This window comes from Thermotoga profunda AZM34c06 (assembly GCF_000828675.1).
Lineage (GTDB): Bacteria > Thermotogota > Thermotogae > Thermotogales > DSM-5069 > Pseudothermotoga_B > Pseudothermotoga_B profunda.
Genome location: NZ_AP014510.1, coordinates 1,640,463 through 1,660,923 on the forward strand (window position 1 = coordinate 1,640,463; position 20,461 = coordinate 1,660,923).

The following is a 20,461-nucleotide window of genomic DNA, read 5'->3' on the forward strand; positions in this document are numbered from 1 at the left end:
AAAATTAAGGGAGTGCTCTGATGAAGAATGTGGATATCTTCGTTGCCGTTCTCATTGTGGCAATAGTTTTCTTGATGATATTACCTATCCCTGACATCATGCTGGATTTCTTCCAGCTACTTAATATTGCACTCTCTTTGGTAATTTTGCTATCTACCATGTATATAAAGCATGCTCTTGATATGTCGTCATTTCCCACATTGTTACTCATAATCACCTTGTTTAGACTTGGACTAAACGTAGCCTCAACAAGGCTGATTCTCTTGGAAGGAGAAAAGTTCCAGGGGAGGGTCATCAGAACATTCGGTGAATTTGTTGTAAAAGGTGACTATATTGTAGGACTTGTGGTCTTCATAATATTAGTTATAATTCAGTTCATAGTGATAACTCGTGGAGCTGAAAGAATAGCAGAGGTTGCAGCCCGCTTTACCCTTGATGCTATGCCTGGCAAGCAGATGAGTGTTGATGCAGATCTCAATGCAGGTTTAATCACCGAACAAGAAGCGAGGCAAAGACGTGAAACAATTCGCAGAGAGGCCGACTTTTACGGTGCGATGGATGGTGCGACAAAATTCGTCAGAGGAGATGCCATAGCAAGCATAATCATAGTACTTGTGAATATAATAGGCGGTATCTTGATAGGTATCCTAAAACACGGCCTTTCCATCGCTGACGCGGCAAAGGTTTATACACTTCTAACTGTTGGAGATGGTTTGGTTTCGCAGATTCCTGCTCTACTTGTTTCGACAGCTACAGGCATATTAGTCTCAAGAGCAGCATCTAAAGAGAATCTTGGTCAAGATCTTGTGAAAGAACTTTCTTCTGAGAGAAAGGTAATAGTGATAACCGGTGTGATACTCGCATTCTTGGGTATTGCCACACCTCTACCCATGACAAGTACCATTATTGGTATTATCTTCATAGCGCTCGCTTTGTATACGGCTCGTGCTGTTCCACAGAAAGTCGCACCTGCTCCAGCGGGACCAGCACCAACTGCACCTGCAAAACCTATTTTGACGACACCGCAAGAAGTTGCCGAGGTTCTCCAAACAGATACTGTGGAAGTGGAGATCGGTTATGGATTACTCCCACTCGCAGATCCATCTCAAGGTGGAGATTTACTCGAGCGAGTGACAATGATAAGAAAGCAAATTGCATTTGACCTTGGACTGGTTATTTCACCAGTCAGAATACGGGATAGTGTACTTCTCAAACCCAATGAATATCTAATAAAAATAAGAGGAGCTGAGGTTGCAAGGTATGAATTGATGCCAAATCGTTTATTAGCAATCAACCCAGGAACGGCAGTCGAAAAAATTCCAGGCATCCAAGCCAAGGAACCTGCTTTTGGTTTAAATGCCTTTTGGATTGAACCCTCAAGGAAAGATGAGGCTACAAGACTTGGTTACACAGTCGTGGATCCACCAACGGTTTTTGCAACACATCTGACAGAAGTATTGAAAAGAAACGCTGCAGATCTACTTGGTGCAAGAGAATTAAATATGTTGATCGATGGTCTCAGAGAGAAATTTCCACAGTTGGTGAGTGATTTGATACCAGGTGTTTTGAAACCAACCGATGTCAAAAAAATATTGCAAAAGCTTTTGAGCGAGGGGATTTCAATAAGGAATCTTCCTTTAATTTTCGAAACTTTGTTAGAGTACGGCGAGAAATCAACAGACATGGTATACCTCGTTGAACAAATCAGAAGAGCTCTTAGACGTCAAATAGTACAATCGATCGTCTCTGATGATGGTAAAGTTCATGCCATAGCTTTTGATCATGAACTTGAAAAAAGAACTTTGGATTCTTTGCAAGATGTGAATGGAGAGAAGAAAATAACACTCAATCCGCAGATCCTCAGAGAATTAATGGAGAAAACCTCAAAACAACTTGAAGGTCTCATGAAAAAAGGTTTTTCTCCTGTTATTGTCTGCTCAGGCGCTATAAGACCATATCTCTCTTCAATCATAAGGAGATTCCTTCCAAATGTTCCAGTGATAGCTTATGAAGAGCTTCCAGATGACGTAACAATCCAAGTAGAGGGCGTGGTCAAACTGTGAAAGTTAAAAAATATATGGTCAACGACATAAAGGAGGCTCTTGAACAAATTAAAAAGGATTTGGGTGAAGATGCAGTTATACTGAGTACACGAAGTATAAAAAAGGGCGGATTCCTGGGAATAGGAGCTAAGAGATATCTCGAGGTCACTGCTGTTTGCGAGGATAAATCGCATCAGGATAGAGTTGAAAATAATGAGGTTTACAAATTTCAAGAACTATTGGTGAAAAATAAAGAAAAACGTCAGGAAGAAGAGATAAGAGAACTTAAACAGATGATTCAGGAAATGAGATCGATGTTGAGTATAAACAAGCAGAGTGATCTCCCACAGAACATTCAGAAGCTTTTCAAAGCACTTCAAACTCATGATGTTGATCCTGTGGTTATTAGCAGAATTATCGAGTACATAAGGATCGCATATGGTGATATCGCGATCGATGAAGCTTTTCGACAAAAACTCGCCGAATACATTATACCTTTTATGAGAACCGAGGTACCTCAACTTGAAAAAGTGATACTTCTTGTAGGCCCAACTGGTGTGGGTAAAACTACAACTCTGGCAAAACTCGCAGCAAGGTTAAAGCTTGTAGAGAAAAAACAAATAGCTATTCTCACACTTGATACCTACAGGATAGCGGCAACAGAGCAATTGAAAACATACGCAACGATCATGGATATACCGCTGAGAGTTGCCTATACACCAAGGGAAGCAAGACTGGAATTGGATGCCATGCGCGATTTTGATAGCGTTCTGATAGATACAGCCGGTAGAAGCCAGAACAACGATATACAGATGAGTGAATTAAAGGCACTTGCAGAGACGATTTCACCTCATATTTGTTTTCTGGTTGCAAGTATGAATTGCAAGTATTCTGACTTTAAAGATATCATGAACCGTTTTGCTGTGGCAAAATATACACATGTAATCCTCACAAAGATGGATGAGACAAAATCATATGGACATATAATCAATGTACCACAATCAAGTAATGCTCCTATTGCTTTTATAACAAATGGTCAGAGAGTTCCCGAGGATATTATCGAAGCAAATGCAAGGGAACTCGCATATATTTTCTCGAAAGAGGTGCTCAAGGTTGCACAATCAGGCTGAAGGATTGTTGAAAAATCAACCAAAAGTTGTAAGTGTGGCAAGCGGAAAAGGCGGTGTTGGGAAGACAATAATCGCAGTGAATTTAGCCATAGTACTCGCTCAGAGAGGTGAAAAAGTTCTTCTTTTTGATGCCGATGCTGGTTTTGCTAATGCCGAGATATTGATGGGAGTTACACCCAAAAACACATTGAAAGACTTCTTGCAAAAGCGCGTCAGCCTTGAAAAGATAATCTTCCAGACTCCATATCAAGTGGATTTGATAAGTACTGGGATGGATGTCGATGATCTCATAACATTTAATTTGCAAGATAAATCCGATCTTTATCACCATCTCCAACGTGTAGCATCAAATTATCAATTTGTGCTTTTTGATTTTCCGCCAGGTTTTAATGAAGAACTCGAGAGATTCTACGCAAGTTCAGATCATCTCATAATGATAACGGCTTCTGAGCCAACTTCACTTGTCAACGCATACACCTTTGTAAAATTAATGACAGTGAAGGGTGTCGACCCAGATGGCTTCCATATAGTTATGAACATGGTCAAGGATATGCGTGAGGGAAGAAAGGTAATGGAGAGATTTGTTTCCGTAATAACGAGATTTGCCGGCATTCCAATTACATCGACTCACCTGATTCGCTACGAACCAATGGTCAAAGATAGCGTTAATAAGCAAACACCATTTGTTACGATCAAAAAGATGTCCCAACCGGCTCTGGCAATCTATGGAATAGCCGATGTGGTGACTAAGAAGCAGGTGGTTAAGAAACTGTCATTCATTGATAAAGTCAAAGCACTCTTTGGCGTTGGCTGAGGTGTTTCAATGTCTGAACAAATCAGTTTAGTTGATGCTCAAACGGTTATTAAGCCCGGGATGCCCTTGCTGATTGAGACTGAATCAAAGAGTGGTGAAAAGACTGTCTTGAAGAGTACTGTTCATGAAACTTATTTTGATAAAGGTGTACTCAAAATAGCAATGCCCAGTCTGAAAGGACGTTTTGTACCTTTACCAAGAGGTGATTTTGTTTATGTGACTGCACTATCGGACAAAGTTGTGTTTGGTTTTTCAAGCCGCGTTTTAGATTACGGAAGGGATGAGAGCAATTTTCTGATAATGTACATAACTGTTCCATCGTCTGTTAAAAGAATCCAAAGACGGAGATATGTCAGAATACCACTTGTGTTGAATGGAACTTATAATTTACCAGGCGATGACAAGGAATATAGATTTGTGACACGAGATTTCAGTGCTGGCGGTATGTTGATGTGTACAAATAAAATTCTCGAAGTTGGACAACCGATCTTTGTGAACCTCGATTTGGAAAACATAAAATTTTATCAACAAAAAGCTCAAATTGTGAGAACTATTGGTAAAAATGAATCAACTGGTTATTATGAATACGGTGTTCAGTTTCTGGAAATCCCACCAGAATTAGAAAGAGCATTGGTAGTCTTTGTTTTTCAACAAGAACTCAAGATGAGAAAGACACCTTACAGAGAGGAGGCGTAGGATGCAGCTCACTGAAAGACAACTAGATCTTCTCAAAGAGATTGGTAATATCGGTACTGGTAATGCGGCAACTGCATTATCAACGCTTACAGGAAAGAAGATCGAGATAACAGTCCCAAATGCAGAAACGGTTCCAATAGAAAAGATCGTCTTTATGTTTCCACAACCCGAAGATATAGTAATAGGAATACGAATGGTTGTCAAAGGTGATGTTGATATCGACATCTTATTGATTCTCGATAGGCATGCCGCTAAAAAAATCTTGACAGATCTTCTTGGAAGCAATTGTGAAGACATAACGCAACTCGATGAAATTTCGGCATCTGCTTTGAAAGAGATTGGCAATATTATGTGTGGTTCCTACATCACAGCCCTTGCAGAATTCACTCAGTTGTATTTAGATCCATTACCTCCTGAGTTGAGCATAGACATGTTAGTAGCAATTGTTTCTGAAGCGATATTGGCAAGCTCAAATTATGAAGATGAAGCCATATTTGTGGAAACAGAATTGACTGTCGAAGAGATTAAATCGGCGACTTCACAAATGTTTTTGATACCTGGAAAGGGAAGCTTGGAGAAAATCTTTTCGAAGGTGGGACTTTGATGGTGAAAAAGATAATAATTGGAATCGGAGAAACCGCAATAGAAAAGAACCCGGCTATAATCGTTACACTCGGTTTAGGTTCATGTGTTGGTGTTTGCATGAGAGATCCAGTCGCTCGCATAGGTGGTATGGCACACGTGATGTTACCGGAAAGTTCAGATAGAAATGTCAAAAATGTGGGAAAATATGCCGATACAGCTGTAAAGTATTTGGTTGAGAAACTTGTTGAGATGGGAGCTACTCAGTCGAGGATTGAAGCTAAGATCGCTGGTGGTGCAGCAATGTTTGACTCGGGGACTATGAACATAGGAAAGAAAAACGTGGATGCCGTGAAATATTGGCTGAAATATTATGGAATACCACTCAAAGCTGAGGACACAGGTGGTAATAGAGCAAGGAGTATCGAATACAATATCGAAAGCGGTAAGCTCTTGGTGAGAAAGGTGGGAGGAGGAGAAACCGTACAGATCATCGAAATATAGAGAGGATGATCATGTGTACAAGACCAGCGAAGAAGAAATAATCAAAGAGATGTTACCCACTGTAAAGAGAATAGCATCGGATCTGCTCCACAATCTACCCAAAAATGTGGAGCTTGATGATTTGGTTCAGGAAGGAGTCTTGGCACTCTTATCGGCTGTTCGAAGGTACGATCCTCAAAAAGGTACCAACTTACACGCTTTTGCCGTTAAAAGAGTTAAAGGTGCTATGTATGATTACTTAAGGAGAATAGATTGGATGCCAAGAAATCTAAGGCATAATGTTAAAGAAGTGGAAAAGGCGATCTATGAACTCGAATCTGAATTGAACAGATATCCTACTATAGAAGAAATAGCATTGCACACAGGTATGACAACTAATGAAGTGAAAAGAGCACTTGATGAAACTGTTAGAAAACAGCTTTTGAGACTCGATGAATTTCTCTATGAAGATTTCGATTCATTTGCCGATAATTTGAGTGAACAAGACGAGCCTTCACAAAATGCCTTCAAAGAAATCGTTGCCGAAAAGCTCACAGAGGCTATAAAAACACTGCTACCCAGAGAACAATTGGTGTTATCTTTGAGATTTGAACAAGATCTTTCTTTAAAGGAAATAGGTCTAATTATAGGAGTGACTGAGTCAAGAGTATCGCAGATACTTTCAAGTGCTCTTTTAAAGATCAAAAGATACATTTTGGGGGAGGACAATGATAACTCCGATCGATCTTCAAACAGTAATCGTGAAAGGAACTGATATATCTTCAAGCGCCGCCCAAAGTATCAATGCCCAGATAGCGGCAAGCCAACTGTTAAAATCAGAAATCTTGAGCAGAGCAGAACAACAGATGAGAATGGTCAATCCAGAAAATAAGATCGAGGAAAAAATAGTGAAAACCGCAACTGAGGAAGGCGGAGGAGGGTCTGGGGGGTATTATTTCGGTAGAAAGCGCCAGAGACCAGAAAAGGAAGAAAAAAAGGGATTCATGTTGGATGTGAGATTATGATAGGTTATCTATCTGTTAGGAAAATAGATGACAAATACGTTGGTGGCATATTGATCGTCGATGAATCTGGTATACCTTATGAATTCAAATATACTGATCCAATAATACCAACTCCATTACAAAAGATTCTATATGGTAAGTCACTGGAAAGTTATTTGAATACCGAAGTCATAGCAAAGTCTCTTTTGAAAAAAATTGAGAACAAGCCAGAAGTTGTTTTCGTGGATAATTCAGTCTTGACAAGTATTTCTGAGAACGTTTTCTTTGCTATTCAAACCGTTTCATCTTCAGAACAGATTGATCAATTATCTTCAGATGAGTGTGTCATCCCATTTGGAGCGGGTTTTGTTCGAATCTCTTCATCCAAGGAAATCACCAAAGAGAAACTAGAAAGACTCAGACAGCTTGTTGAGGAAATCGATATTCTTGAACCATTTCAAAGACTGCAAAAGGCACTTGAGTATATATGCAAATCTTCCACCAGTTGATTGAATCCCTAAAAATGGAACTTGGGATCGTTAAGGTAAATGACATCCAGCAGATATCTTTCACACCATCTGTCCAGAGTTTACCAGTTTTGATAAACATAAAGGACAAATGGAGCATCTTTTCATGCTTGGTAAGAGAACTTCGATCACCTGTCAACGAATTGATCGTTAAATCATTTGAAACTGGACAACGAACTATAAAGATTAATTCACTAGATTGCATGAGAGTAATTTCAGTCAATGAAGGTACTATACATCCAAAAATTTTGGTATCTTTGTTCTGTCAAAATGAATCTTTCCATCAAACAGTAAGATCAGAAGAATTTCATCTCCATGATGCTAAATTACATCAGCATTACTTAATAAGCACACAAGTAAGAGAAAAAAACCTTCCCATTTTAAAGATCATGAGATTCAAACCATCGCCTTTTCCCAAGACAGATACAACATTAAAAGCCCTGGAAGACTTTCTGATGCACTACAAAAAAAGGATAGAAAAGTTGGAATTCATAGGATATTACAAGTCTGTACCAATAGGAAGTGCTAAAAGATATTTAATAATGGAGAAAGATCTTGTGGTTGAACTCTCTCAGAAGAAATCAAAACGAGTTGATTTGTTTGTGTTCAAAAGTGCCAATGAATATCTATTTCAGGTGATTTCACAAAAGTAACCTATTCAGATAATCTATTACATCATTGGGTTCTATGTTGTAGAAGAAATACGCTCCAAGTTTTTCGTTGTAAAGGTATCTTTTATCAGCCATGATGTTTAGTTGCGCCTTACTGATGATTTCCAAAGTATTTTCTGTGTATCTTATTTTCTCTATTCCTTTTGCGAATGCCATGAGTCTTAATTTAAAGACCTCTCCCAATAATCTGACTTGTTGAGGATATTCACCAAATCTATCTTCTAACTCGAGCAGTATATCATCAACCTCTTGAATAGTTCTGCAAGATGCTAATCTTCTATATATTCTCATGCGTTCCATGGGATTTTCTACATAATCTGATGGGATAATCAATTCCCCTGGTATACCCTCTATATCTGTATCAATCCGTTTGTATTCGTCAGCGATCAAGTCACCTCTTGCTTTTTTGAGCTGCTCACTCAAAATCTCCACGTAGAAATTCAATCCAATTTCGTTGATATCTCCATGCTGTTCCAAACCAAACACAGAACCGATTCCCCTTATCTGCATATCTGTCAGTGCAAGCCGTAAACCACTACCGGGTCCTGAAAATTGTTTTATTGCCTGAAGTCTCTTTGCTGCTGAACCTTTTAGATCCGAATCATACAAAAAATACGCAAAGGCACGTTTATCACTTCGACCAACTCTGCCTCTGAGTTGGTAGAGTTGGGCCAAACCATAACGATGTGAATCATCAACTATGATTGTATTTGCATTTGGGATATCTATACCATTCTCCAAAATCGATGTACAAACAATTGTGTCGGATTCATGTTCATAGAAACTTCTAACTGCCATTGAAAGCTTTTTCGAACTCATCTGTCCATGGGCGACAACAATTTTGATTTCTGGAACTATTTTTTTGAGTTGCTCATACACGTCATATATATCCTGTATCCTGTTATGGACGTAGATAACCTGTCCCCCTCGATTGATCTCTCTCAATATAGCTGCTCTCACAAGTTGCTCATTGAATCTTGCAACGTAGGTAATAACTGGCAATCTACCAAACGGTGGTGTGTTGAGAACACTCATATCTTTCATACCAGTCATAGCCATGTGAAGGGTTCTTGGAATCGGTGTTGCGCTGAGAGACAGCACATTTACATTAACTCTCATTTTTTTGAATCTTTCTTTCTGCAATACCCCAAAATTCTGTTCTTCATCTATAATGACAAGTCCAAGATCGGAGAAATTCACTTTATCGGACAAAAGTGTGTGAGTACCGATGATTATATCTATAATGCCATCACGCAAATTTTGGAGAATTCTATCTCTTTGAGACTTACTCACAGAACGATCCATGATTTCAATGTAGATTCCAAAAGGTTCCATTCTTTCTTTGAAGATTCTGTAAAGTTGCTTAGCTAAAACCGTTGTTGGAACCAAAATGGCAACTTGTTTACCAGATACAACACACCGAAAGGCAGCTCTCAGTGCCACTTCAGTCTTTCCATAACCAGCATCCCCACACAAGAGTCTATCCATTGGTTTATCATCTGCCAAATCATCAAGTACCTCTTCAATTGCCGTTACTTGATCTTGGGTCTCCACATATGGAAATGTGCGTGCAAATTCTTTTTCAAGTTCCGCATCACCAGTCAACCTTAATCCCTTTGCTTCCTGTCTCTTTGTATATATTTGAATGAGCTCAGTGATCTTCTCTTTCAGATTTTGCTTCACCTTCTGAACACGTCTTGTCCAACTTTTGGATTGTAACCTGTCTATCTTCACACTTTGAATATCCCCAACATACTTGTGGATTCTGTCAAGCCGTTCGACTGGCACATATACAGTTGAATCTTCATATCTTATGACGATATACTCTCTTAAACCCAATGCATTTTTGACTTTTTCCACACCTTTATAGATGCCTATACCGTAATCTTTGTGAACGACATAATCACCTATGCTGAGCTCTTCCTCATCTAAGATTGGCAGTTGTTCTATCTTGGAACCTTTCACGCTTATCTTCAGTGCTTTCAGGTCTAATTCCACTGGAGTAAACCCACCGATGAATTTGAAAAGTTCCGATAAATTCACTTGAGAACACCTGACATATTCATCAACCAGATCATTCTCAAGCATCTCACGACTTTCTCTTTCTCTTTTGGCAAACTCATCTTGACATTTTTCAAAATCTACAATGAAGGTATCAAAGGAAGTGTAATCGAAAATAGTAGAATTTGAGCCAGCTTTACCGGGAACTGTGTCAAAGGAGTGAGTGTCACTGACATATTCTCGAGCAGGTAATAAAACTACTTCATTTATCGTTTCTACAGAGCGTTGGGAAATCACATCAAAAAACCTGATACTCTCTATTCTATTGCCGAACATTTCAATTCGAATTGGTCTATCATAAAGTGGCCCAAAGAAATCGACGATATCACCACGTACCGAGAATTCTCCTTGGCTCCTAACAAGAAAAGTCCTCTCGTAACCTATTTTGAACAAGTACTCATCGAAATTGCGAAATTCATCTCCAATTTTCAAAATTCTTGCTACAGATTTTAATTGATCACGAGAAAACGTTTTTCTGCTAAGTGCGTGGAGCGTTGTCACTATAATAACTTTTGAACCATTGAGTAATTCCCAAAGTATTTCTATACGGTTTCTTCTCACAGAGAATGAAACAGGAATCTCTTCAAATGGAAAAACATCGTGAGAAGGAAAATATCTCCAATTCATCTTAGATGCCAATGATTGTGCATCGTGTTCGGAAGGAACTATTATCAAAACAGATTTATTCTCATCTTTATGAAGGATTTCATCTATTGTCATATTCAAAACCTACTACTTGAAAGGTTCTAAGGCGAGAGTTGGAGGACTTGTACCATTCAGCGGAGACTGGAACAGCAAAATCTTTCTGAATAAACCCCTGAAAAACTCTCGTCCTTGCCAATGATTCGTTGAACAAACCCGGGTTTGCCAGAACTTTCAACTTAACTGGATCTTTCAGAACATGGACTTCATCTATTACATCTATAGCACTCAACCTTCGGACAATTTCATCTGATTCCTGCTCTCCTAAATGCGGTAAAACGTTTACTAAAGCAATATTTTTTGATAGAGAACCAATTATCTTTACATTTGCTAACAAGGTCTCATGATTGATTTCCTTCAAAAAAGACAGTAGAATCTCATTTGCACAACTCACAGCTTTACCATGATAAGAAAAGTTGATCATCATTTTTAGAAGATGCTTCAATTTGCAGCCTTCTCTTTGAGTTGATTCTCCTATCTTCATCGGTTTAATGCCAAGATATTCAATTAATAATCGAATAGTTTTCTTATCAAGATCGATCAGCGGCGAGTATAATCTCCCATTGATCTTTATTCCATTTTGTCCCCAGCTGTCCGAGAGATTTGATCCGGTAGCGATATAAGACGTATGGTCCACATCGAGTACAGATTGAAGTTTCGCAAATCTGGTGCACATATTACAACTTGGTCCATGACGCCAAATTTGAGATTGCCTGATATGACCATCTACAAAAATCAAATCAAGATCAAGACTTCTTGCCGCTTCAACGACACCACTTTTTGCAGCATTATAAGTGAAAGGACCCCAATCGACTGTAACAAGCGTAACCCTATCTTTGCCAAGGGCTTGTTTGGAAAGAAAAGCAGCAAGCGAACTGTCTTCACCACCAGAAAAAGCCACCAGTAGTTTACCCTGTACCGTGGTTTTTATGTCTAATACAATTTTATCTACAATCTCTTGAATTCGACCTTCACTTGACTGTTGCATATATCCACCAACGCGAAACTTTTGTCATCACAGAAAGAACCAGGATTTATGAATCTCACGGATTCGAGAAAAGAGTTGTCAAACTCATGAGTATGCCCATAGAATATGACATCGGGCTTATCGTGAAAAACACGAAGGATTCTTTCACGAATTGATTGTGGAGAACCCCAACCGTGGCAGATTCCAATCCTTAACGCTTCAAGCTGGACTGACATCTGTGACGGTAGATATTCCTTAACTTCAACATCATCCATGTTACCATGGACCGCGTAAAACTGTTTTGAAGATTCTTTCAACAACAAAACGGTCTGCAAATCAACAAAATCACCAGTAGCAACAACCAAATCGACTTGTTCAGTCAGATACAAGAATTCAGATGGCAAACTCGGCAATCTTGTTGGTACATGCAGATCTGAAACGAGTAAAATCTTCAAACCTTTTTCATCCTTTCAAAAACGATTGAAGCCGCACCCAAAATCCCAGCATCTTTACCCAACTCACTCAATTTTATCTGATAAGTTCCCAACATAGTTGGAAGCACGTAATCCTTAGATCTTTCAAGAATAGGGTTGAGCAAAAATTCCCCGGCGTTGGCTATACCGCCACCAAGAACGATCAATTGTGGATTGAATATATTGATCAAACTACCAACAGCTACCGCAAGGGCATTAACGACCATATCAAAAATGCTCAATGCAAATTGATCACCTATCTTTGCATGTTCAAAAACATCTTTTGGTGTAATTTGATCAGGTCTCTTTTGGCTGAAAAGTGATGAATCTGCATGCCTTGAATATCCTTCAAGAACAAATCTCTTAATTGCAGTTGCAGAAGCCAGTGCCTCGAGACATCCATTTGATCCACATCCACATTTGGGACCGTTGGGAAGTACATTCATATGCCCCAACTCTGCACCAATGCCTGTGCTACCTCTCAAAAGAACCCCATGGGTTATTACCCCTCCACCTATGCCTGTCCCAAGTGTTAAGCAAACAAGGTGATCATAACCACGCCCTACTCCAAAGGTATGCTCTCCAAGCGCATAGGCATTTGCGTCGTTCTCGACATAAGTTTCAAGATCAGTACGTTCTCTTATCTCTTCAGCCAAAGGAAAATCATGCCATCCCGGAAAATTTGGAGAAAACCTTACGATGCCTTTATTGTGATCTATACTACCAGGAGAACCAACCCCAACAGCTAATACTTCGACGCTTCCTTTAACCTTTTTCACTGCTTCAGCTAATCTCTCAGCAACAATTTTTGGTCCATCATCTACCTTTGTTTTACCCTGAACCCGAGCAACAATCTTTCCTGTCTCATCAACAAGTCCAACTGCAAAATTTGTTCCTCCAAGATCTACACCGATCACGTACAAAATCTCTACCTCCGTCTAATATTTTACCTTTTGCTGATCAATCAAGGCAAGAAAATCTTCATTCGATTCTGTTTCTTGAAGTTTTCTTAAAATAAAAGTCAAACCTTCTTCTTCAGTCATACCACTCAACACTCGTCTCAATATCCAAACCTTTTTCAAAACATCTTCGCTAAGTAACAATTCCTCTTTACGAGTTCCAGATAGTTGAAGATTAATAGCCGGAAATACTCTCTTATTGGCAAGTTGTCTTGAGAGAACCAATTCCATATTGCCAGTACCTTTGAATTCTTCAAAGATCACTTCGTCCATCTTAGAACCGGTTTCAATCAAAGCCGTTGCAATGATTGTTAAACTTCCACCTTCTCTGGTACTGCGCGCTGCTCCAAAGAAATGCTTGGGTCTATAAAGAGCTGCTGGGTCAACACCGCCGCTTAACAACTTCCCACTTGGTGGTACTTGTATATTGTAAACCCTCGCAAGTCTGGTCAAACTGTCGAGCAATATAACAACATCATGACCATACTCGACCAATCTCTTTGCCATTTCGAGTGTCAATTCTGCAACCTTTATCTGTTTGTCAGGTGCCATATCGAATGGTGCTGCTATGACCTGTGCATTCACCGATTCGCGTATATCTGTAACCTCTTCTGGTCGTTCATCTATCAGGAGTACTATTCTGTGTGTCTCAGGATGATTAGTAGCTATACCGTTGGCTATCTCTTTTAGCAAGGTGGTCTTACCAGCCTTTGGTGGAGCAACTATCATGCCACGCTGACCTTTACCGGTTGGTGCAAAGATATCGATTAATCTTGTAGAAAGAATATCTCTGGCAGTCTCAAGTACAAAACGCTCTCTTGGGTAATCGGGAGTTAAGTTTTCGAAATTCACCCTTTCACTTGTTGCTTCAGGTGGTCTGAAATTCACAGCTTCAATTTTTATCATGGCAAAGAATTTCTCGCTTTCCTTCGGTGGTCTGATAATGCCTGATATTATGTCGCCAGTATTTAAGTTGAACTTTCTTATCTGAGATTGTGATATGTAGATGTCGTTTGCACTTGGTAGTAAATTTTCCCCACTTCTGAGAAATCCATAACCATCGGGAAGGATCTCCAAAACACCCGTACCGAAGAACAAACCGTGGGATTTTGCTTGAGCTTCAAGTATGGAAAAGATAAGATCACGCTTTCTCAGGCTTGTGTATCTTGGTATGTCGTATTTTTTAGCCAGATCGTACAATTCCTTGATCGTCATACGCTCCAAATCATCAATTTTTACAGTGATATGCTCGCTTTTTTCTTGCTCGTTGTTAACCAAGGAAAAACACCTCCAAATTGGATATAACACTCGATACAACAAAAATAAGGGCACTGAATAAGGTTGGCATCTAAAAAGAGGTTACAAATAAAATTTACCAGATAAAAATCATTTAGTCAAGAGAAAAAAGGAAACCCCCTTCAATGGGGGGATCCTCTTCATTGCTTCTCAATTATTTGTAGTAGAACCATTTCAGAAGCATCACCGCGTCTTCTACCAATACGAACTAACCTGGTAAAACCGCTTGTTTTATCGATTGATTTGGCAATTTCATCCACGAGTTTGTTTGTAAGTCTTCTATCACTGAGATAATAATTTATCTGTCTCCTCAAAGAAATACTTTCCGTTTTCTCGGCTTTTGCAGCTTTTACAGCTTTGGTCATGAGTTTTTCAAAAGCCTTTTGAACAACCTTGGCTTTAGTCACAGTGGTTACAATGCTTTTGTGTTCAACAAGTTCTCTCATTTGGTTTTTCAACAAAGAACGTGTATGACTGCCATAAGTGCCTATGTGATTTCTTAGCATTCTGTGTCTCATAAAATCAGCCTCCCTTTTTGAGCGTGAGACCAAACTTCTCCATGAGTTTTTGTTTGACCTCGTCCAGAGACTTGGGACCAAAATTTTTGATTTTTAAGAGATCTTCTTCTGTTCTCTTCATGAGATCGCCTATTGTCTCAATCTTATCTCTTCTCAAACAATTAAGTGATCTTATAGTTAATTCCAACTCGTCTATTTTTCTTGAATATATTGCCTCTTCTTCGCTTATCTCCTGTTCGGGTTTCATTTCTTCCTGTGACACAGAAACAAACTCTGTCGTTAGGGGTACCATACCCTCTGGTAAACTTTCAGATATGATTTGTAGATGGTTTGTCAGTATCTCAACCGCTCTTTTCAACGCTTCATTGGGAAAGATCGTTTTCTTTGTCCAGATTTCAAGAATCATCTTGTCATAATCAGTTCTCTTCTCAACTCTTGCACTCTCAACTTTGAAATTGACCTTCATCACAGGTGAAAAAACACCGTCGATCGGTATCCAACCAATTTCAGGATGTTCATCTAATTCATTTGCTGGGACAAATCCCTTACCTGCTTGAACATATAATTCGAATAGAAGGTCTGCCTCCTCACTGAGTGTAGCTATTTTTAATGAGGGGTTTGCTACCTCAAAGCCAGCTGGCACTTTTATATCAGCAGCTGTTAAAGAGCCAGGTCCTTTTTTCTCAACGATCATTTTTACCTTTTCCCTCACCGGCACCTCTGCTCTTAGCTGAACTCTTTTGAGGTTCAAAATGATCTCCAAAATGTCTTCTTTCACGCCGGGAAGTGTATCGAATTCGTGGTATTTCTCCGGTTTTATAAATTTCACTCCAACAATGGCAACAGAAGGGATCGACGAGAGCAAGATGCGTCGCAACGCATTTCCAATCGTCGTACCGTAACCTTTCTCCATTGGCGAAAGGACATATCTTGCGTAGTAATATTCTGCCTCTGCCCGTTCCTCTTCAATTCTCAATTTCTTAGGAACTACATACTCAATCACACAGATCACCTCGAATAGAACTCAACTATCGCTTGAACATCTACTGGCAGATCTGTTACCTCCTCAAGATTTGGAAATCTCACAAATGTTCCCTTGTAGGAATCTGCATCGACCTCAATCCATGGCACTTTTGTCCTATCTTTGGATGTCTCTATTGCTTGTTTAATGACGTTCATGGATCTACTTTTCTCGCCGACCTCTACTATGTCGCCTGGTTTCAATCTGTAGGACGGCACATCGATTTTCATACCATTGACCAAGAAATGTCCATGGGTTACCAATTGTCTTGCCTGCTTTCTGTTTATGGCAAATCCCATTCTATAAACTATATTATCTACACGAGATTCAACAAGCCTAACAAGGTTTTCTCGTGTGTCTCCCGACATTCTCAAAGCTTTTTCAAAATATCGCTCGAATTGTCGTTCAACAATACCATATATTCTTTTCATCACTTGTTTTGCACGTAACTGAGTCCCGTATTGTGAAAGCTTTCCACGCTGACGTCCATGGTCCCCAGGAGCATAAGACCTTCTGTCGAAGGGACAATGGTCGGTGAAACACCTTTCACCTTTCAGATAGAGTTTCATACCTTCTCTACGGCATAATCTACAATCTGGTCCAGTGTATCTTGCCATCTAATTCCCTCCTTTAAACTCGGCGTTTCTTTTTTGGCCTGCAACCATTGAAGGGTATTGGTGTCACATCTTTGATACTATCCACTTCAAGACCTGCTGCCTGAAGTGTTCTTATAGCTGCTTCGCGTCCGGGTCCAGGCCCTTTCACCAAGACATCTACACGTTTTATGCCGAGTCTTAGAGCTTCCTTAGCAACTTTATCAGCCGCAAGTTGCGCTGCATAAGGTGTACCTTTCCGTGTGCCTTCGAAACCTACCGTACCACTACTTGCCCAGATGATTGCAGAACCATCAGCATCTGAGAGCGTAACAATAGTGTTGTTAAATGTAGATTTTATGTGAACAATTCCTCTATCTGTTAGAATTTTTCTCTTTTTCTTTCCTTCAGCTCTTCTTGCCATAATCATTCCTCCTCATATCAAACAGTTTGCTCTTTTTTCTTTTTGGTCTTTATTCTGCTTGGTCTTGGACCTTTTCTTGTTCTCGCGTTGGAGCGCGTTCGTTGACCTCGTACAGGTAATCCAAGTTTATGTCTCCATCCCCTATAACAGCCAATGTCGATTAATCTTTTGATATTTCTATTAACCTCTGCTTTTAATTCCCCTTCGACTTTGTAGTGGTCTTGTATAAATTTAGTTATCTTACTCACTTCTTCATCTGTAAGATCTTTCACTCTTTTGTCGGGATCGACACCTGTGTTCTTTAAGATCTCAAAAGCTCTTGTCTTACCGACACCATACAAATAAGTCAAGGCAACAAAGCACTTTTTATTTCCGGGTAACTCGACACCCATTACACGCGCCATTTAATTCCCTCCTTGCTTTCAGCCCTGCTTCTGGTTGTGCTTTGGGTTTGCTTTGCATATGATCAAAACACGACCTCTTCGTCGAACGATCTGACAATGCTCACATCTCTTTTTCACAGAAGATCTCACTTTCATATCTTATCAACTCCTTTCGACATCTTCTTCTCCTTTTTTGTCTAACTTTTTCCTATATACTATACGTCCCTTGGAGAGATCATATATGGAAAGTTCAACAACCACTCTGTCCCCTGGAAAAAGTCTTATGAAATTCTTTCTCATTCTTCCAGAAATCTGTGCTAGGATTTTATGCCCGTTATCGAGTTCCACAACAAAAGTTGCATTTCTCCTCGCTTCTGTAATCGTTCCCTCCATCTTGATAACATCTTCTTTGGGCATTTCATCACCTCTTAAAACTGCGTCAAAACCTTTGCTTGAGTATCTGTAACTAAAATAGTGTGTTCGTAGTGAACGCTTCTTTTTCCATCAACCATTACTACAGTCCATCCATCATCGAGCGTAGATACCTGCCAATCACCTTCGCAGATCATAACCTCTACTGCCAAAGTCATGCCAGATGTTATTCTTACTCCAGTACCAGGTTTTCCATAATTTGGTATCTCGGGTTCTTCATGTAACTGTCTTCCTATACCATGTCCCACATAATCTCGAATAACATTGAACCCATTCGCTTCGACAAAGCTCTGTATGGTATAGGAAATATCACCGATTCTTGCACCATTTTTTGCAACCGATATAGCTCTATTCAAAGCCTCACGTCCAACTTCCATCAATTTTTTACCAACTTCATCGATATCTGATACATAATATGTCACTGCTCCATCTCCGTAGAGTCCTTCATATATGGCACCCAAGTCAACAGAAACTATATCTCCCTTTTTGAAAACCTTACTTTTCAAAGGTGCACCATGCAAAACTTCTTCATTCACAGAGACACAAGTTGCGTATTTATAGCCTCTGTAGCCTTTGAAAGCAGGTTTCACATTCAGTTCTTTAAATCTTTTTAAGGTAAAATCCTCGATATCATGAGCGGTTGCTCCCTCGACTATGACATCTTTGATCTCTTTAAGCACAATTCCAACGGCATAACATGCTTTAGACATCCGCTCAAGTTCACTTTCAGATTTAATTCTGATCAAGATATCACCTTTTCTAAAACTTTAATTACCTGACTTGCCAAGTCTTGATGGTCGATCTCAGAATTTACTCGGATTAGAATATTTCTATCTTGGTAGTAACTCACCAATGGTTCTGTCATCTCATGATACAAACGATAACGTTTTCTGACAACTTCTTCTTTATCATCGTCTCTGATTATAAGTTTTACTCCACAATCATCACACAATTCATCATTCTTAGGACGCATTGAAATCATGTTGTAAATTCTTCCACATTTTGGACACACTCTTCTACTTGTGAGTCTTTTGACAACTGTCTGTTCACTTATCTCCAAATAAATCACCGCGTCCAATTTTGCTGACATCTTCAGTAGGATTTCATCCAATGCAATGGCTTGTGGAACCGTTCTTGGATAACCGTCGAATATAAAACCATTCTGACAATCACTCTTGCTCAATCTTTGTTCAACCACTTGGTTGACAATTTCATCTGGTACAAGTGATCCAGACTCTAAGATACCCTGAACTTTACGTCCTAACTCCGTGCCAGCAGCCACAGCTTCTCTAAACATATCTCCTGTAGATATATGAGGAATTCGAAAATGACTCATCAAATCCTTAGCAAGTGTTCCTTTTCCTGCACCCGGTGCTCCAAGCAAGACTATCCTCATCTTCCCTTTATCCTTCCTTTTTTGATAAAACCTTCATAATGTCTCATAATCAAATGCGCTTCCATTTGTTGTAAAACATCAAGAGCAACACCAACAGCGATCAATGTCGATGTCCCTCCCACAACTATATCCACTTTTGTAACTCCTTGCACAAGATGTGGTAAGAGCGCGATAGCAACCAAGAAAATCGCTCCCATGAAAGTAACCCTGTTGACTATTTTTTGAATGTAATCTTCTGTTGGTTTTCCAGGTCTTATACCAGGTATGAATCCACCATATTTTCTCACATTTTCCGAGACGTCGTGTGGATCAAAAACAACAACGCTGTAAAAATATGTAAAGAAGAAAACCATTACACCGTACAGAATTATATATAAAGCACTACCAGGTCCTAAAAGACGCCTGAGAAGATCCCAACCAGCCATTTGAGCAACCGCAGCGGGAATCATCAGTATGGCACTTGCAAAGATTATAGGTATAACTCCTCCTTGATTCACTTTCACAGGTATATATGTTGAGGCACCACCATAAACTCTTCTCCCCGTTACTCGCGTTGCATACTGAATCGTTATACGTCTTTCCGCTTGTTGTACATATATCACACCAGCAACGGTAACCAAAGCAACGACTATGAGAAAGATCCAACCAAAAATATTCAACCTTCCCAAGAGGATCCTGGCAAAATAATCTGGATACCTGGCAACAATACCGGCAAAAATCAATATCGATATACCATTTCCTATACCTCGTTCAGTGATTCTATCACCAAGCCAAAGTAGGAACATTGTACCAGCCAACATGGAAATTGTTGAAACTATCACAAAAGAAAGTGGGTTCAACCCATAGGCAACAATGTCGGGATTTTGTCTAACCAAACTAAAAGAAACTATGAACGACTGGAAAGCACCGAGCACTATCGTCAAATTTCTTGTGTATTGAGCAAATTTCTTTCTTCCCTCTTCACCCTCACGCAAAATATCGCGAAGTTTCGGGATGACAGAAGAAAGTAATTGCAAAACGATCGAAGCATTTATATAAGGAGTCACACTCATAGCAAAAATCGAAAAATTCTCCAGAGCTCCTCCTGTGAAAACATCGTAAAAACTCAATATGCCTCCTGCCGCACCTTCACCGAATCTCTTGAAAGCCTCACCCCATGCCTGGATGTTTATTCCAGGTATAGGAATATAAACACCCAGCCTAAAGACAATCAAGGTGGCAATCGTGAAAAAAATCCTATCCCGCAATTCTGGTATCTTGAAGGCATTTTGCAATGCTTTCCACACG

At 39.6% G+C, this 20,461-nt stretch carries 25 protein-coding genes; 10 read left to right on the forward strand and 15 right to left on the reverse strand.

Annotated elements, in window-relative coordinates; all coding sequences use genetic code 11:
• Nucleotides 1–20 precede the first annotated feature (20 nt).
• The 10 genes from flhA to TSP02S_RS07990 are packed head-to-tail and all read left to right on the forward strand — an operon-like array spanning nt 21 to nt 7,931.
• Entirely contained in the window at nt 21–2,063 is a 2,043-nt protein-coding gene (gene flhA, locus TSP02S_RS07945) for a flagellar biosynthesis protein FlhA (protein WP_041083256.1), read from the forward strand.
• Entirely contained in the window at nt 2,060–3,172 is a 1,113-nt protein-coding gene (flhF, locus tag TSP02S_RS07950) for a flagellar biosynthesis protein FlhF (protein WP_041083258.1), read from the forward strand. The genes flhA and flhF overlap by 4 nt, the downstream gene beginning before the upstream one ends.
• The gene (locus TSP02S_RS07955; protein ID WP_041083260.1) at nt 3,156–3,986 is read left to right on the forward strand and encodes an AAA family ATPase; all 831 of its coding nucleotides are present in this window, start codon (nt 3,156–3,158) and stop codon (nt 3,984–3,986) included. Before flhF ends, TSP02S_RS07955 begins: the two co-directional genes overlap by 17 nt.
• 9 nt (nt 3,987–3,995) lie before the next feature.
• Nucleotides 3,996–4,682, forward strand: coding sequence for a flagellar brake protein (locus TSP02S_RS07960; RefSeq protein ID WP_041083262.1), 687 nt, complete (start codon nt 3,996–3,998; stop codon nt 4,680–4,682).
• A gap of 1 nt (nt 4,683) precedes the next feature.
• Complete coding sequence (gene cheC, locus TSP02S_RS07965; RefSeq protein ID WP_041083264.1) at nt 4,684–5,286, forward strand: CheY-P phosphatase CheC; 603 nt, start codon at nt 4,684–4,686, stop codon at nt 5,284–5,286.
• On the forward strand, nt 5,286–5,768 hold the full coding sequence (gene cheD, locus TSP02S_RS07970; RefSeq protein ID WP_041083266.1) for a chemoreceptor glutamine deamidase/glutamate methylesterase CheD: 483 nt from the start codon (nt 5,286–5,288) through the stop codon (nt 5,766–5,768). Before cheC ends, cheD begins: the two co-directional genes overlap by 1 nt.
• Before the next feature lie 13 nt (nt 5,769–5,781).
• Complete coding sequence (locus TSP02S_RS07975) at nt 5,782–6,522, forward strand: FliA/WhiG family RNA polymerase sigma factor (RefSeq protein WP_082025970.1); 741 nt, start codon at nt 5,782–5,784, stop codon at nt 6,520–6,522.
• Nucleotides 6,476–6,772, forward strand: a complete 297-nt coding sequence (locus TSP02S_RS07980) for a hypothetical protein (RefSeq protein WP_041083267.1) — start codon at nt 6,476–6,478, stop codon at nt 6,770–6,772. The genes TSP02S_RS07975 and TSP02S_RS07980 overlap by 47 nt, the downstream gene beginning before the upstream one ends.
• Nucleotides 6,769–7,260, forward strand: coding sequence for a hypothetical protein (locus tag TSP02S_RS07985; RefSeq protein WP_052465388.1), 492 nt, complete (start codon nt 6,769–6,771; stop codon nt 7,258–7,260). Before TSP02S_RS07980 ends, TSP02S_RS07985 begins: the two co-directional genes overlap by 4 nt.
• Entirely contained in the window at nt 7,257–7,931 is a 675-nt protein-coding gene (locus TSP02S_RS07990; protein WP_171816333.1) for a hypothetical protein, read from the forward strand. Before TSP02S_RS07985 ends, TSP02S_RS07990 begins: the two co-directional genes overlap by 4 nt.
• Here TSP02S_RS07990 and TSP02S_RS07995 read toward each other — a convergent pair.
• The 15 genes from TSP02S_RS07995 to secY form a co-directional block, all read right to left on the reverse strand.
• Nucleotides 7,920–10,730: a DEAD/DEAH box helicase gene (locus TSP02S_RS07995; RefSeq protein ID WP_052465389.1), complete on the reverse strand. Its 2,811-nt coding sequence runs from the start codon at nt 10,728–10,730 to the stop codon at nt 7,920–7,922. The genes TSP02S_RS07990 and TSP02S_RS07995 overlap by 12 nt on opposite strands.
• On the reverse strand, nt 10,717–11,700 hold the full coding sequence (locus TSP02S_RS08000) for an adenine nucleotide alpha-hydrolase family protein (RefSeq protein ID WP_144380752.1): 984 nt from the start codon (nt 11,698–11,700) through the stop codon (nt 10,717–10,719). Before TSP02S_RS08000 ends, TSP02S_RS07995 begins: the two co-directional genes overlap by 14 nt.
• A complete protein-coding gene (locus tag TSP02S_RS08005; RefSeq protein WP_041083273.1) occupies nt 11,661–12,134 on the reverse strand; it encodes a metallophosphoesterase family protein in 474 nt (157 codons plus the stop codon). Before TSP02S_RS08005 ends, TSP02S_RS08000 begins: the two co-directional genes overlap by 40 nt.
• Nucleotides 12,131–13,075 (reverse strand): ROK family protein, encoded by a 945-nt coding sequence (locus TSP02S_RS08010; protein WP_041083275.1) that lies wholly within the window; start codon nt 13,073–13,075, stop codon nt 12,131–12,133. The genes TSP02S_RS08005 and TSP02S_RS08010 overlap by 4 nt, the downstream gene beginning before the upstream one ends.
• A 15-nt stretch (nt 13,076–13,090) precedes the next feature.
• Nucleotides 13,091–14,356, reverse strand: a complete 1,266-nt coding sequence (gene rho, locus TSP02S_RS08015; protein WP_041084283.1) for a transcription termination factor Rho — start codon at nt 14,354–14,356, stop codon at nt 13,091–13,093.
• A gap of 191 nt (nt 14,357–14,547) precedes the next feature.
• On the reverse strand, nt 14,548–14,925 hold the full coding sequence (gene rplQ / locus TSP02S_RS08020; protein WP_041083277.1) for a 50S ribosomal protein L17: 378 nt from the start codon (nt 14,923–14,925) through the stop codon (nt 14,548–14,550).
• A gap of 4 nt (nt 14,926–14,929) precedes the next feature.
• Complete coding sequence (locus TSP02S_RS08025; protein ID WP_041083279.1) at nt 14,930–15,928, reverse strand: DNA-directed RNA polymerase subunit alpha; 999 nt, start codon at nt 15,926–15,928, stop codon at nt 14,930–14,932.
• A 5-nt stretch (nt 15,929–15,933) separates the two neighbouring features.
• Complete coding sequence (gene rpsD / locus TSP02S_RS08030) at nt 15,934–16,563, reverse strand: 30S ribosomal protein S4 (protein ID WP_041083281.1); 630 nt, start codon at nt 16,561–16,563, stop codon at nt 15,934–15,936.
• A 13-nt stretch (nt 16,564–16,576) separates the two neighbouring features.
• Nucleotides 16,577–16,963: a 30S ribosomal protein S11 gene (rpsK, locus tag TSP02S_RS08035; RefSeq protein WP_041083283.1), complete on the reverse strand. Its 387-nt coding sequence runs from the start codon at nt 16,961–16,963 to the stop codon at nt 16,577–16,579.
• Nucleotides 16,964–16,980: 17 nt separating this feature from the next.
• Nucleotides 16,981–17,367, reverse strand: coding sequence for a 30S ribosomal protein S13 (rpsM, locus tag TSP02S_RS08040; RefSeq protein ID WP_041083284.1), 387 nt, complete (start codon nt 17,365–17,367; stop codon nt 16,981–16,983).
• Between the two features lie 18 nt (nt 17,368–17,385).
• Nucleotides 17,386–17,502 carry a 50S ribosomal protein L36 gene (rpmJ, locus tag TSP02S_RS10930; protein WP_082025976.1) on the reverse strand — a complete coding sequence of 39 codons (117 nt, stop codon included), beginning with the start codon at nt 17,500–17,502 and terminating at the stop codon, nt 17,386–17,388.
• A gap of 6 nt (nt 17,503–17,508) precedes the next feature.
• On the reverse strand, nt 17,509–17,763 hold the full coding sequence (infA, locus tag TSP02S_RS08045) for a translation initiation factor IF-1 (RefSeq protein ID WP_041083286.1): 255 nt from the start codon (nt 17,761–17,763) through the stop codon (nt 17,509–17,511).
• An 11-nt stretch (nt 17,764–17,774) separates the two neighbouring features.
• Entirely contained in the window at nt 17,775–18,524 is a 750-nt protein-coding gene (gene map / locus TSP02S_RS08050; RefSeq protein ID WP_041083288.1) for a type I methionyl aminopeptidase, read from the reverse strand.
• On the reverse strand, nt 18,521–19,174 hold the full coding sequence (locus tag TSP02S_RS08055; protein WP_041083290.1) for an adenylate kinase: 654 nt from the start codon (nt 19,172–19,174) through the stop codon (nt 18,521–18,523). Before TSP02S_RS08055 ends, map begins: the two co-directional genes overlap by 4 nt.
• Nucleotides 19,171–20,460 (reverse strand): preprotein translocase subunit SecY, encoded by a 1,290-nt coding sequence (gene secY / locus TSP02S_RS08060; RefSeq protein WP_041083292.1) that lies wholly within the window; start codon nt 20,458–20,460, stop codon nt 19,171–19,173. The genes TSP02S_RS08055 and secY overlap by 4 nt, the downstream gene beginning before the upstream one ends.
• Nucleotide 20,461 lies beyond the last annotated feature (1 nt).